The 13,142-nt window shown below is 68.6% G+C and carries 11 protein-coding genes; 6 read left to right on the top strand and 5 right to left on the bottom strand.

Annotated features, from left to right (window positions below):
* Positions 1-9 precede the first annotated feature (9 nt).
* Positions 10-1,329, bottom strand: coding sequence for an MFS transporter (locus tag ACV22W_RS02320; RefSeq protein WP_448017553.1), 1,320 nt, complete (start codon positions 1,327-1,329; stop codon positions 10-12).
* A 156-nt stretch (positions 1,330-1,485) separates the two neighbouring features.
* Between ACV22W_RS02320 and ACV22W_RS02315 the strand changes: the two genes are divergently transcribed.
* On the top strand, positions 1,486-2,439 hold the full coding sequence (locus ACV22W_RS02315) for a LysR family transcriptional regulator (RefSeq protein WP_448017552.1): 954 nt from the start codon (positions 1,486-1,488) through the stop codon (positions 2,437-2,439).
* 13 nt (positions 2,440-2,452) lie between these two features.
* On the opposite strand, the gene ACV22W_RS02310 is transcribed toward ACV22W_RS02315, so the two are convergent.
* A complete protein-coding gene (locus ACV22W_RS02310) occupies positions 2,453-3,175 on the bottom strand; it encodes a haloacid dehalogenase type II (protein ID WP_448017551.1) in 723 nt (240 codons plus the stop codon).
* Positions 3,176-3,761: 586 nt separating this feature from the next.
* On the opposite strand from ACV22W_RS02310, the gene ACV22W_RS02305 reads away from it, so the two are divergent.
* A complete protein-coding gene (locus tag ACV22W_RS02305; protein WP_448017550.1) occupies positions 3,762-6,011 on the top strand; it encodes a putative bifunctional diguanylate cyclase/phosphodiesterase in 2,250 nt (749 codons plus the stop codon).
* A gap of 4 nt (positions 6,012-6,015) precedes the next feature.
* Here the strand turns inward: ACV22W_RS02305 and ACV22W_RS02300 are convergent, their stop codons facing one another.
* The 3 genes from ACV22W_RS02300 to ACV22W_RS02290 form a co-directional block, all read right to left on the bottom strand.
* Positions 6,016-7,107, bottom strand: coding sequence for a diguanylate cyclase domain-containing protein (locus ACV22W_RS02300; RefSeq protein ID WP_448017549.1), 1,092 nt, complete (start codon positions 7,105-7,107; stop codon positions 6,016-6,018).
* A gap of 55 nt (positions 7,108-7,162) precedes the next feature.
* Positions 7,163-8,167, bottom strand: a complete 1,005-nt coding sequence (gene cheB, locus ACV22W_RS02295) for a chemotaxis-specific protein-glutamate methyltransferase CheB (RefSeq protein WP_448017548.1) — start codon at positions 8,165-8,167, stop codon at positions 7,163-7,165.
* A gap of 390 nt (positions 8,168-8,557) precedes the next feature.
* Complete coding sequence (locus ACV22W_RS02290; RefSeq protein WP_448017547.1) at positions 8,558-8,782, bottom strand: hypothetical protein; 225 nt, start codon at positions 8,780-8,782, stop codon at positions 8,558-8,560.
* A gap of 333 nt (positions 8,783-9,115) precedes the next feature.
* Here ACV22W_RS02290 and ACV22W_RS02285 point away from each other — a divergent pair, with 333 nt between their 5' ends.
* The 4 genes from ACV22W_RS02285 to ACV22W_RS02270 all read left to right on the top strand — a co-directional run bounded on the left by ACV22W_RS02285 (position 9,116) and on the right by ACV22W_RS02270 (position 13,067).
* Positions 9,116-9,805 carry a DUF969 domain-containing protein gene (locus tag ACV22W_RS02285; protein WP_059466340.1) on the top strand — a complete coding sequence of 230 codons (690 nt, stop codon included), beginning with the start codon at positions 9,116-9,118 and terminating at the stop codon, positions 9,803-9,805.
* Positions 9,802-10,752, top strand: a complete 951-nt coding sequence (locus ACV22W_RS02280; RefSeq protein ID WP_448017546.1) for a DUF979 domain-containing protein — start codon at positions 9,802-9,804, stop codon at positions 10,750-10,752. The genes ACV22W_RS02285 and ACV22W_RS02280 overlap by 4 nt, the downstream gene beginning before the upstream one ends.
* 10 nt (positions 10,753-10,762) lie before the next feature.
* Positions 10,763-11,785 (top strand): DUF2891 domain-containing protein, encoded by a 1,023-nt coding sequence (locus tag ACV22W_RS02275; protein WP_448017545.1) that lies wholly within the window; start codon positions 10,763-10,765, stop codon positions 11,783-11,785.
* 217 nt (positions 11,786-12,002) lie between these two features.
* Entirely contained in the window at positions 12,003-13,067 is a 1,065-nt protein-coding gene (locus tag ACV22W_RS02270; protein ID WP_448017544.1) for an asparaginase, read from the top strand.
* Positions 13,068-13,142 lie beyond the last annotated feature (75 nt).

Below are 13,142 nucleotides of genomic sequence, written 5' to 3'. Positions count from 1 at the left end.
TCGATGCGCTTATGTCCGTGCCGGACGCATCAGGGCGGTGCATACGAGCGCGAACACGCCGAAGCCGACGAGATACGCGATCACGTAGTGCGGCTGGCCGCCGCCGGCCTTGAGCAGCGACGTCGCGATCATCGGCGCGAAGCCGCCGCCGATCACGCCGGCGAGCTGCACCGACAGCGAGATGCCGCTGTAGCGGATTTCCGCCGGGAACTGTTGCGCGAACAGCAGCGACTCCGGTGCATAAAGAATCGGGAACACGACGCCGAGGCCGAACACGATCGCCCACCATGCGTACGACGTCTGCTGCGTGCCGAGCATCATGAAGAACGGCGCGGCGAACGCGCACATCAGCACGAGGCCGATCGCGAACATCCGGCGCTGGCCGATGCGATCGCTCAGATGTCCGCACAGCGGCATCGTGACGAGCGACAGCGCCGCCCCGGCCGTGATCGCGTGCAGCATGTCGGCCTTCGGCAGATGCAGTTGCTGCGTCGCATAGGCGAGCGCGAACGTGACGACCATGTAGAACCACGTGTTCTCGGCGGCGCGCGCGCCGACGATCGTCAGCACCTCGCGCGGATGGCGGCGCAGCGCGGCCGTCACCGGCGACTTCTCGGCCTTGCCCTGGCGCTGCATCTTCTCGAAGTCCGGCGACTCGGGCACCTTCGCGCGGATGAACCAGCCGAGGCCGACGAGCGCGATGCTCGCGAGGAACGGCACGCGCCAGCCCCACGACAGCATGTCGGCTTCGGGCAGCGCGGCCACCGCGGCCATCGCAACCGACGACAGGATCAGCCCGAGCCCGACGCCCGTCTGCGGCAGGCTGCCGAACAGCCCCTTGCGGCCCTTCGGCGCGTGCTCGACGGCCATCAGCACCGCGCCGCCCCATTCGCCGCCGACCGCCATCCCCTGCAGGAAGCGCATCGCGATCAGCAGGGCGGCGGCCCAGTAGCCGATGCGGTCGTATGACGGGATCAGCCCGATGATCATGCTCGGCACGCCCATCAGCAGCAGCGTGATCATCAGCATCGACTTGCGGCCGATGCGGTCGCCGAAGTGACCGAACACGATGCCGCCCATCGGCCGTCCGATGAAGCCGACTGCGAACGTGCCGAACGCGGCGAGCGTGCCGACGACGGGGTCCAGCGACGGGAAGAAGATGCGGTTGAACACGAGCGCGGCGGCGGTGCCGTAGAGGAAGAAGTCGTACCACTCGATCGTGGTGCCGGCCATGCTGGCCCAGCCGGCCAGCAGGTAGTGCCTCGCGGTGCGGGCGGGGGCCGGCGTCGCGACGGCGGCATGCTCATCGAGGGTGGATCGCGTCTGCATGGTGTCTCCGTATTTATTGCCCGCGGCTCATGGTCCGCAGGTCACGGTCGAGTATAGTTATGCGCAGATCCACAATGTACCGACAAGAAAACCGGTTGGATGTGCATTTATGCATATCGACGGCCGGCCCGGAGCCTCCAGCCCTTTTTCCCGCCGATGCGACACGCCACCGAGCCGGTTTCCGGCAACCTGAACTGGGACGACCTGCGCTTCTTCCTCGAAGTCGCCCGCACGCAGCGCGCGAGCGGGGCGGCGAAGCGTCTCGGCGTCGACTACACGACCGTCGCGCGGCGCATTCGCGCGCTCGAAACCGCGATGGGCACGCTGCTGTTCGACAAGTCGCGCTCCGGCGGCTTCACGCTGACGGCCGAGGGGCAGCGGCTCGTCGCGTACGCGGACGCGATGGAGACGACCGTGCAGTCCGCGTGCGACCAGGTCGCCAATACCGGCGAGGCGCTGTCGGGCCACGTGCGGATCGGGTCGACCGAAGGGTTCGGCTGCTTTTTCCTCGCGCCGCAGCTTGCGCAGTTTCGCGTCGCGCATCCGCACGTGACGGTCGATCTGCTGCCGGTCCCGCATTTCGTCAACCTGCCGAAGCGCGAGGCCGATCTGGCGATCACGCTCGAGCGACCCGAACGCGGGCCTTACGTGGTCACGAAGCTGTGCGACTACCAGTTGCGGCTCTATGCGACGCGCGACTATCTGGCGAGCCACGCGCCGATCACGTGCACCGACGATCTCGTGCGGCATGCGTTCATCAGCTACGTCGACGATCTCGCGTTCAGCAGCGAGCTGCTGTACCTGGAGCGCGCGGTGCCCGGCGCGGCCGCCGGATTGCGCACGACGAGCGTGATCGCGCAGGTGTTCGCGGCGCTGCAGGGCGGCGCGCTCGCGATCCTGCCGTGCTTCATGGCGGCCACGCAGCCGGCGCTGGTGCCGGTGCTGCCGGACGACGTGGTGGTCACGCGGTGCTTCTGGCTGACGTGTCGCGAGGACCTGCGCAAGCTGCGCCGCGTGACGGCGCTATGGGACTACCTGCGCGCGGCGGCGGACGCGAACCGGGCATTGCTGATGGGGGAGTCGGAGCAGTTGCGATTCGTCGGCGATTGAGCGCGGCGGTGCATCAACCCGGACAACCGAGCCGGTCCGCGAGTTCGTGCAGGTCCTTGACGTCGAAATCCCACGCGCCGTCGGCTTTCAGATCCGTCGTCTGGTTCGGCCCGTGTTCGGTCGCCCGCAGTACGAACGCGGTCGCGAGCCCCAGTTGCCGCGCGGCGGCCAGATCGCCGTTGTGCGCGGCGACCAGGCACAGCTCGGCCGGCCCGACGCCGAGAATCTCGACCGCTTCGGTGTAGACCTTCGGTGACGGCTTGTACGCGTGCGCGACTTCGGCGCCGAGAATCGCGTCCCACGGCAGGCCGCCGTATTTCGCGACGTCGACCATCAGCCGGATGTTGCCGTTCGACAGCGGTGCGATGATGTAGCGCTGTTTCAGCCGCTGCAGCGCCGCGACGGAATCGGGCCATGGATCGAGCCGGTGCCACGCGAGGTTGAGCGCGTCGATCTCCGTATCGGGCACGCCGTCGATCCCGTAGCGGTCGAGCGTGCGCACGAGGTTCTCGCGATGCAGCACGTCGAGCCGCACGTAGCGCCTGCGCCCGCTGCGGATCTCCTCCATCGACGGCGCATATTCGCGACGCCATGTATCGGCGAATTCGAACGGATCGCGATCCGGCGCATGGTGCGCCAGGAACGTGGCGGCTTCGCGCGCGACGCCGTTTCTCCAGTCGACGATCGTTCCGAACACGTCGAAAACGAGCGCCTTGATGTCGGCAGGGTTCGTCATGGGATTCCGTGAAGGTCGGTCGAGGGAGGCGCGATGCGCGGCGTGGTGACAACGCGCGACGCCGATTCGAACGACATTGAAGCACGTATCCGCGAACGCGGCTGGCCGTGTCGTCTCGAGTGAAGCGCGGTGCGGCGTCGAAGGTGCTTTGGGGGAGGGAGGCCACGGCGTCCGACGCGGATCGCGGGGCCCAGCTGGAGACGGCAGACTCGTCGTCGAGATGCCACGTGATGCAGGTCGCATTGTCTCCCGCACGGGCCGGCAGGCTCGGGCGGTTCGAGTCACGCAACGCGCGCTTGCGGCTGCTGATCGACTTCCTCGCCGAGCATATCCGCAAGGACTGACGGCGGCGCAACCATCAGACGAATCGGGTTCCGGCGGCAGGCCGGCGCGACCGCGCGTAAGCCCTGATGCGCAGGGACGCGCGGGGCTGACCGGATTGGTGTTAAATGTATTTTGGTGCGCATCAGGGGCGCCCGAATGGGGACGCAACGGGGTCGCGTAAACCCGGAGCGATGAAACGGCACGAAGGATCGCTAACGAATCGGGCGCATCAGACCCGGTCGAACTGACGGCAGGATTCGTCTTGAATACCGAACCGCAAAGTTCTCGCTACAGCCTCGGCCTCGCAGCGGAAGTGCTCGCGTCCGAGCAGAGCGTGCTGAGGCTGATCACGCGCAACACACCGCTGCCGGAACTGCTCGTCGAGGTATGCCGGCGCGCCGAGGCGCTGCTCGGCGACGGCGCCTCGTGCACGATCCTGCTGCTCGACGCGGACGGCGTGCACGTGCACGTCGGCGCCGCACCGTCGCTTCCCGCGCAGTACAGCGCGGCGATCGACGGGGCATCGATCGGGCCCGCCGCGGGCTCGTGCGGCACGGCGATGTACGAGCGCCGGATGATTGCCGTCGACGACATCGAAACCGATCCGCTGTGGGCCGACTTTCGTTCGTTCGCGTTGCCGTTCGGCCTGCGCGCGTGCTGGTCGGTGCCGTTTCTGGACGACGCGGGCACCGTGCTCGGCGCGTTCGCCGTCTATCACCGTACGCCGCGGCGGCCCACCGACGCGGAAACCGACTTGTTGCGCGATATCGGCAACAGCGTTGGCCTCGCGGTGCACCAGGACTGGATCGCGCGGCAGCTCGCGCGCAGCGAGGAACATCACCGCCTGGTCGTCAACAGCCTGAACGAAGGGATTCTCGTCGTGTCGCCCGACGGCGTGGTGGTCGCCAGCAATCCGAGCGCGAACCGGATGATGCGCGCGAAGGGCGACCTCGTCGGCCGCCGACTTTCGACGGTGATCCTGTACAAGCTGTACGAGGACGGCACGCCGGTCGCGCCCGACGACTGGCCGAGCCGGCGCGCGTTCACCACGGCCACGCCGCAGCTCGACTACTCGGTCGGCTTCGGGCTTGCCGACGGCGACATCATCTGGGTGCGCGGCAACGCGGTGCCGATCGTGAAGCCGGGCGAGACGCAGCCCGAATCGGTGCTCGTGTCGTTTCACGACATCGGCCCCGTGCGCGAAGCGCAGCAGCAACTGCGCTATCTGGCGACGCGCGACGCGCTGACGGGCCTCTACAACCGGCGCTGGCTTTCCGACCGGATGCGCGAGCTGCTGGATGCGCACGATGCGGCGGCCGGGCCCGCGCGTGTCGCAATTCTGTTCATCGATCTCGTCGGCTTCAAGAAGGTCAACGATACGGCCGGGCACGACGCCGGCGACGCGCTGCTGCGCAGCGTCGCGGCGCGCCTCGCGGCGTGCGCGGGCGGGCGCCACGCGCTTACGCGCGTCGGCGGCGACGAGTTCGTGATCCTCGTCGACCACTGCGACGATCCAGACGCGCTCGCCGTGCTCGCACGCGAGGTGATCGACACGATCGCAAAGCCGTTCGCGATCGCGAACAACGAGTACTGGCTCGGCGTGTCGATCGGGATCAGCGTCGCGCCGCGCGACGGCGACGATGCGGCCACGCTGATGCGCAACGCCGATTCCGCGATGTACGACGCGAAGCAGCGCGGCCGCAACCACTTCACGTTCTTTACCGCGCAGCTGAACCTGCGCCTGCAGCGCCGCTTCGCGATCGAGCAGTCGCTGCGGCGCGCGATCGCCTCGGATGCGCTGCGGCTCGCCTACCAGCCGGTCGTCGACGCGCGCAGCGGTCGCACGGTCGGTGCCGAAGCGCTGCTGCGCTGGACGAGCCCCGAGCTCGGGCCGATGTCGCCGGCGGAATTCATCCCGGTCGCGGAAGATACCGGGCTGATCGTCGCGATCGGCCAGTGGGTGCTCGAAACGGCCTGCCGGCAGGCCGCCGAATGGCGCCGCACGATCGCCCCCGACCTGATGCTGGCGGTCAACCTGTCGCCGCGGCAGTTCCACGAGGGGCTCGTCGAGTCGGTCGACCGCTGCCTCGAACAGACGCGGCTCGATCCGGGCGCGCTCGAACTGGAAATTACCGAAGGATTGCTGATGAACGACACGGACACCGTGCTGCCGATGCTCGAGGCACTCACGGACATGAACGTGCGGATCTCGGTCGACGACTTCGGTACCGGTTATTCGTCGCTCGCTTACCTGAAGCGTTTTCCGCTGCACAACCTGAAGGTCGACCGTTCGTTCGTGTCGGGCGTGCCCGATCATCGCGACTCGGTCGCGATCACGCAGGCCGTCGTCGCGATGGCGCATTCGCTCGGGATGAAGGTCACCGCGGAAGGCGTCGAGACCGAGGCGCAGTCGTGGTTCCTGCAGCAGATCGGCTGCGACATGCAGCAGGGTTACCTGTTCGGCAGGCCGCTCGATCCGGCCGATTACGCGCGCCGGCTCGTCGCCGTCTAGGCGTTCACGCTAAACCGCCGCCGCCCGGCGGGGCAGTGGGCGCAGGCGGCGCATCGATCTCGACGCGATTCTTGCCATCGTGCTTCGCGCGGTACAGCGCGCGATCGGCGGCCTCGATCAGCGACGTCGTCGGCAGGCCGGCGGCCGGCACGATGCTCGCGCCGCCGATGCTGATCGTCACGTAGCGCCCCGTCGACGAATGCGCGTGCTCGAGCCGCAGCGATTCGACCGCGAGGCGGATCTTCTCGCCGAGCAGCCGCGCGGCGCCCGGCGACGTGGCGGGCATCACGACCGCGAACTCCTCGCCGCCGAAACGCGCGGCGAGATCGCCGGATTGCCCGAGGCAGCGTTCGATGGTGGCCGCGACCTGCTTGAGTACGCCGTCGCCCGACACGTGGCCGTACGTGTCGTTGTACAGCTTGAAGTTGTCGACGTCGATCATCAGCAGCGACAGCTCGCTGCGCTCGCGCGTGCCGCGCCGCCATTCGGCGGCCAGGTATTCGTCGAGATAGCGCCGGTTCGACAGCCCGGTCAGGCCGTCCGAATGGGTGAGGCGCCGCAGTTCGAGATTGGCCTCCAGCAGTTGCTGCTGCGATTGCCGCAGCGCCCGATAGGCCTCGTCTCGCTGCAGCAGGTTCATGTACGAGCGCGAGTGATAGCGGATCCGCGCGATCAGCTCGATGCGGTCCGGCAGTTTCACCAGGTAGTCGTTCGCGCCGGCCGCGAACGCGGCGCTCTTGATCACCGGCTCCTCTTGCGTCGACAGCACGATGATCGGCACGTCGCGCGTCGCCGGATTCGAGCGGTACGCCTTCACGAGGCTCAGCCCGTCGGTGCCGGGCATCACGAGATCCTGCAGGATCACGGTCGGCCGCGTCTCGATCGCGGTCGCGAGCGCGTCGTCCGAGCGCGGGCAGTAGTGAAAGTCGATGCCGTCCTCGTCGACGAGCGCGCGCCGGATGGCTTCCGCGACGATCGTCTGGTCGTCGACCAGCAGGACCATCGCGGGGGCGTTGGCATGCGGCACGGGTGCCGCGTGAGCGGCGTCGAACGCCGCATGCAGGCCGCCGGGCGGGCGGGTGAAGTCGCTAGTCATGATTGATGCAGGGTTGCGCCATGGTAGCGATGGGTGTGACAGGGTTTCATCGGGATCAGATCCGCGCGAGTGCCACCAGCTCGCCGGCAATGCGCTCGAGCGGCAGGATCGCGCGCGCGGCGCCGAGCGTCGCGGCCGCTTTCGGCATGCCGTAGACGGCGCTGGTCGCCTCGTCCTGCGCGATCGTGTGACAGCCCTTCATCCGCAGTGCCTTCAGGCCGATCGCGCCGTCGCGTCCCATGCCGGTCAGCAGCACGCCGATCACGCGGCCCGGCCAGTGCTCGGTCAGGCTGTTGAAGAATACGTCGACCGACGGCCGGTACGGCGTGGCGATTGGTTCGCGCGTGTATTCGAGCGTGCCGGTGCGCGTGATGCGCAGGTGATCGTCGGTCGCCGCGAGCAGCGCGACGCCAGGCTGAGGACGGTCGCCTTCGTGCGCGACGCGCACGGTCAGCGGCGTCTGGCCGTCGAGCCATTGCGCCATCCCTTCGGCGAACGCGCGATCGACGTGCTGGACGATCACGATCGGCGCGCTGAAGTCGGCCGGCAGGCTGCCGAGGATCGACGCGAGCGCGCCGGGGCCGCCGGCGGACGCACCGATCGCGATCAGCGGGCCGCCGCTCGCGCGCGAGGTGGTGCCGGCCGCGCGGACGCCGCCGGGCGCGTCGAGCAGCCGGCCGATCTGGTCGATCTTCGCGAGCAGCAGCCGCGCGGTGTCGCCACCCGCGCCTTCGCCGAGGCGCGGCGTGTCGACTGCGTCGAGCGCGCCGGCGCCCATCGCTTCGAACACGCGCCACGCGTTCGCGCCGATGCAGCTCGTCACGATCAGGATCGCGCACGGGCGGCTGGAACGCATGATCCGCCGCGTCGCCTCGATGCCGTCGAACTTCGGCATGATCAGGTCCATCAGCACGATGTCCGGCGGTTGCTCGGCGCACAATTCGACGGCCTGCGCGCCGTCGGTCGCGACCCACAGCACGCGGTGCTCGGGCCGGCGCGCGAGCGCGCGGCGCATCGCCTCGACGGCAAGCGGGAGGTCGTTGACGATGCCGATGTTCACAAGCGGGATACTCCGGTCGGTTCGTAGTGTTGGATATGGGCCGGGTTCATGAAAGGCGGTGCGGGCCGGCGCCGCCGAACGGCGTCGGCGGCCGGATGGCACGGAATTCTTTTCGACTGGCAACGCCCCGAATGCTGTCATGCGACGCGAGCGGCGGCAATCGAAAAAATTGCGCATTGCGTCGATTCCGCCCCTTTTCTCTATGGCCTGGCGGCATTTTTTGCCGCCCGGGCGGACGGGCAGCATACGTGCGGGTTCCCGCGGCAGCGCGGCAATCCGTCGCCGACGCGTTCGTGATGGCGGGAAGTGGGCGCCCGACACGGGCGCGCTCAGGCACCGGCGAGCCGGCCGCGCAGGCCGGCACACCGCGCCCGATGCGCGTTCAGTCGTTCAATGGCTGCGGGCGTACCCCTGGATCAGCGCGCGCATCATCCCTTCGACCGTCGCGTCGAGCAGGTCGGCTTCCTGCTCCGATTCCTCGACGAGCGCGGCATAGGCTGTCGCGAGCGTCACGCGATCGACTTCATGGTGTTGTTCCATCAGCGTCACCATCCCGTCCTTCGCCAGATGAGCGGAGAACGCGCGGCTGCCGATGGTCTGGAATACGTCGATCATGGCGGCTCTCCCGAACGTTGCGATGCCTTCCAGTGTAGTCGGCGCACCGGCGCTCCGCCATGCTGGGCGGGGCCGTCGCCGACACGCCGGCCGGGAGCGTGCGTGCGGCGCGCGTTGTCGCCACCCGCCGCCGCCCGCCGCGAATCGTTGCGCCGAAACTCGGCGGACATACGGCCGGCGCAACGTGGCATCGGTTTCAACGTTTACCCGAAGCCTCAAATTGTCGACTTTTTATCGATAAAGTCTCGTGTTAGATTTTGCCGCCTGAACCCGGTCGAAACCGGGCGGGCGGCGCGCCTTCACGGCGCGGCGAATCCATCACAAGGAGGGGCAATGCTGGTGCTGATTGGGGTGCCGATCGTCGTGATCGGTTTCGCGCTGCGCTTCAACGCGCTGCTGGTGGTGACGATCGCGGGACTCGCGACGGGGCTGGCGGGCGGGATGAATCTCGTCGATATCGTCAGCGCATTCGGCAAGGCATTCACCGACAACCGCTACATGGGGCTGATCTGGCTGACGCTGCCGGTGATCGCGCTGCTCGAGCGCAACGGGCTCAAGGAGCAGGCTAAGCGGATGATCTCGCGCGTGCACGCGGCGACCACCGGCCGCGTGCTGATGCTGTATTTCGTGCTGCGCCAGGTGACGGCCGCGCTCGGCCTCACGTCGCTCGGCGGCCACGCGCAGATGGTGCGGCCGCTGATCGCGCCGATGGCCGAAGCCGCGGCCGTCAGCCGGCTCGGCGACCTGCCTGAATCCGTGCGCCAGCAGATCCGCGCGCATGCGTCGGCCGCCGACAACGTTGCCGTGTTCTTCGGCGAGGACATCTTCATCGCGATCCAGTCGATCCTGCTGATCAAGGGCTTTCTCGAACAGAACGGGATCGCGATCGAGCCGCTGCACCTGTCGGTCTGGGCGATTCCCACGGCGATCGCCGCGCTGCTGATCCACTGCACGCGGCTCGCGCTGCTCGACCACCGGCTGTCGCGCGGCTTCGGCGCATTCGGGCGGGAGGGCGCGCGATGATCGGCCTCGAACCGCTGTACACGCTCGCCGGCCTGATGTTCGCCGCGTTCGCATGCTTCAACCTGACGGACCGCACGAACCCGCGCCGCGTCGTCAATTTCGCGTTCTGGGCGATCTACGCGCTCACGTTCCTGTTCGGCGCGCTGCTGCCGCACTTCGTGACGGGCTGCCTCGCGATCGCGCTCGCGCTGATCGCGGGCTCGGGCAAGCTCGGACGCGGCAAGTCCGACGAATCCAGCGACGCGGCGGGTGCGCGGCGCGACGCGAAGGCGCTGCGCTTCGGCAACCGGCTGTTCCTGCCGGCGCTGCTGATTCCCGTGGTCACGCTGATCGGCACGTTCGCGCTGAAACTGGTGCCGTTCGTCGATCCGAAGAGCGTGACGCTGATCTCGCTCGTGCTCGGCACGCTCGTCGCGTTCGCCGTCGCGCTCGCGATGCTGCGCGATTCGCCGGTGCACGCGCTGAAGGAGGCGCGTCACACGATGGACGCGGTCGGCTGGGCCGCGATCCTGCCGCAGATGCTCGCGGCGCTCGGCGCGCTGTTCGCGGTCGCGGGCGTCGGCGGAGTGGTGTCGGGGCTCGTGAGGGCGTGGGTGCCGATCGATTCGCCGTTCGCGGTCGTCGCCGCCTACACGGTCGGCATGGCGCTGTTCACGATGATCATGGGCAACGGGTTCGCCGCGTTCCCCGTGATGACGGCGGGCATCGGCCTGCCGCTGATCGTCCATCAATTTCACGGCAACCCGGCGATCCTCGGTGCGATCGGGATGCTGAGCGGCTTCTGCGGTACGCTGATGACGCCGATGGCCGCGAACTTCAACATCGTGCCGGCCGCGCTGCTCGAACTGAAGGACAAGAACGGCGTGATCAAGGCGCAGTGGCCGACCGCCGTGCTGCTGCTGGCCGTGAACACGCTGCTGATGTACGCGTTCGTATTCCGCTTCTGACGAGACGCCCATGACCGACCGACTGACCCCCGAACTCGCATCGAAATTCGCGTCGCTCGCGCTCGCGCACCTGACCCGCGAATATCCGAACAAGCTCACGCATTCGCTCGAAGGCCCGCACGACGTGCAGGGGCCGCGCGCGCTGCATCCGATCTTCTACGGCAGCTACGACTGGCATTCGTGCGTGCACGGCTACTGGCTCGTGCTGAGCGTGCTCGAACGCTATCCGGCGCTGCCGGAGGCCGAGCGGATCATCGCCGTCGTCGACGCGCACTTCACCGACGCGAACGTCGCCGGCGAACGCGCGTATCTGGCGCTGCCGCACAACAGCGGCTTCGAGCGGCCTTACGGATGGGCATGGCTGCTGGCGCTGTCCGCGCGGCTGGAGCGGCTCGCGCTGAAGGGCGTGGTGCCGCAGGCCGCCCGCTGGGCGAAGACGATCGCGCCGCTCGCCGACCTGTTCGTCGCGCGTTTCGAGACCTTCCTGCCGAAGGCGACCTATCCGCTGCGGGTCGGCACGCACTTCAACACCGCGTTCGCGCTGGCGCTCACGCTCGACTTCGCGCGCGCGACGCAGCGCGACGGGCTCGCGGCGCTGATCGTCGATACGGCGAAACGCTGGCATCTGAACGATGTCGCGTGCCAGGCGTGGGAGCCCTCGGGCGACGAGTTCCTGTCGCCCGCGCTGATGGAGGCGGAGCTGATGCGCCGCGTGCTGCCGGCCGGCGAATTCGACGGCTGGTTCGCACGTTTCCTGCCCGATCTCGCGCGCGGCGAGCCGGCGACGCTGTTCGAGCCGGCCACCGTCAGCGACCGCAGCGACGGCAAGATCGCGCATCTGGACGGATTGAATCTGAGCCGCGCATGGTGCCAGCGCTCGCTTGCCGGCGCGCTGCCTGAGGGCGATGCCCGGCGCGCGAGGCTGCGCGATGCGGCCGACCGGCACCTCGCGAGCGCGCTCGCGCACGTGGCCGGCGACTACATGGGCGAGCATTGGCTCGCGACGTTCGCGCTGCTGGCGCTGGACGCGTAGTCGCCGCGTCGGAAGATCGGTGTTTGGCCGGCGAAATGCCCAGGCGGGTGTCGCGCAATGTGCCGCGGGCGCCCGCCTTGCGGCCCGACGGCTTTGCACTCGGCGCAATACCGCTTTCCACGGGGCGACCGGCTCGACCCGGCGGCAGAGTCGATACACTGCCATACCGGTTGCACGGGCCCCGGCATATCAGGCCCCGACGAAGGAGACAGCACAGATGGACACCCAACGCGCAGCGGTCGTGACGTACCGCGGCAATGCGATCGAGAACACGCACGTCGCCGATGTGGCGGTGGTGGATGCCGGCGGCAGGCTGCTGTTCCGGCTCGGCGATCCGTTCCGGATGACGCTCGCGCGCTCGGCGGCGAAGCCGGCGCAGGCGCTGTCCGTGATCGAGACGGGTGCGCCGGAGCGGTTCGGCTTCGACGAAGCGGACATCGCGTTGATGTGTGCGTCGCACAGCAGCGAGGAGCGGCACATCGCCCGCACGCGGGCGATGCTGGCGAAGGTCGACGCGCAGGAATCGGATTTGCGGTGCGGCGGCCATGCGCCGCTCTCGGACGCGGTGTACCGGTCATGGATCAAGCGCGACTACACGCCGACCGGCGTGTGCAGCAACTGCTCGGGCAAGCACGTCGGGATGCTGGCCGGCGCGCGGGCAATCGGCGCCGCGATCGCCGACTATCATCTGCCGGCGCATCCGATGCAGGTGCGTGTCAAGCAGGTGGTCGCCGATGCGTGCGGCCTGCCCGACGACGCGGTCGACTGGGCGATCGACGGCTGCAACCTGCCGACGCCGGCGTTCCCGCTCGACCGCCTCGCGCGTCTTTATGCATCGCTGGCAGACGGTGCGGATACGGTTGAAGCCGGCGGCGCGGCGACGACCGATCGCGTGCGCGCGCTGGCGCGCATTCATCATGCGATGACGGCCCATCCCGAGCTGGTCGCCGGAGAAGGGCGCTACTGCACGGTGCTGATGGAGGCCTTCGACGGGCAAGTCGTCGGCAAGCTCGGCGCGGATGCGTGCTACGGGATCGGCGTACGCGCATCGGCGCGCACGCGGGAACTCGGCGCCGACGGCGCCCTCGGCATCTCGGTGAAGATCGAGGACGGCAACATCGACGTGCTGTACATGATGGTCAGCGAACTGCTCGAACGGCTGCGGATCGGCACGGACGCGCAGCGCGCGCGGCTCGCCGCGTTCCACCGGCCACGGATGCTGAATACGCAGGGCGTCGAGATCGGGCACGCGACGTTCCCGTTCGAATTGCAGCCGGCCTGACGGCGGCTGTCGTGCCGATGCCGCGTGCCGAAGGTGCATGCGGCATCGGCGCTGGCTTGCCGGCCGGCGTGATGG

Source organism: Burkholderia sp. AW49-1, assembly GCF_053427845.1.
Note: the sequence above shows the minus strand (reverse complement) of the source record. Positions and strands in the feature narration are given on the sequence as shown.

Bases quoted from the DNA above. Each gene is read 5' to 3' on its own strand.
- ACV22W_RS02320 (WP_448017553.1), bottom strand. From the start codon at position 1,329: ATGCAGACGCGATCCACCCTCGATGAGCATGCCGCCGTCGCGACGCCG.
- ACV22W_RS02315 (WP_448017552.1), top strand. From the start codon at position 1,486: ATGCGACACGCCACCGAGCCGGTTTCCGGCAACCTGAACTGGGACGAC.
- ACV22W_RS02310 (WP_448017551.1), bottom strand. From the start codon at position 3,175: ATGACGAACCCTGCCGACATCAAGGCGCTCGTTTTCGACGTGTTCGGA.
- ACV22W_RS02300 (WP_448017549.1), bottom strand. From the start codon at position 7,107: ATGACTAGCGACTTCACCCGCCCGCCCGGCGGCCTGCATGCGGCGTTC.
- ACV22W_RS02290 (WP_448017547.1), bottom strand. From the start codon at position 8,782: ATGATCGACGTATTCCAGACCATCGGCAGCCGCGCGTTCTCCGCTCAT.
- ACV22W_RS02285 (WP_059466340.1), top strand. From the start codon at position 9,116: ATGCTGGTGCTGATTGGGGTGCCGATCGTCGTGATCGGTTTCGCGCTG.
- ACV22W_RS02280 (WP_448017546.1), top strand. From the start codon at position 9,802: ATGATCGGCCTCGAACCGCTGTACACGCTCGCCGGCCTGATGTTCGCC.
- ACV22W_RS02275 (WP_448017545.1), top strand. From the start codon at position 10,763: ATGACCGACCGACTGACCCCCGAACTCGCATCGAAATTCGCGTCGCTC.
- ACV22W_RS02270 (WP_448017544.1), top strand. From the start codon at position 12,003: ATGGACACCCAACGCGCAGCGGTCGTGACGTACCGCGGCAATGCGATC.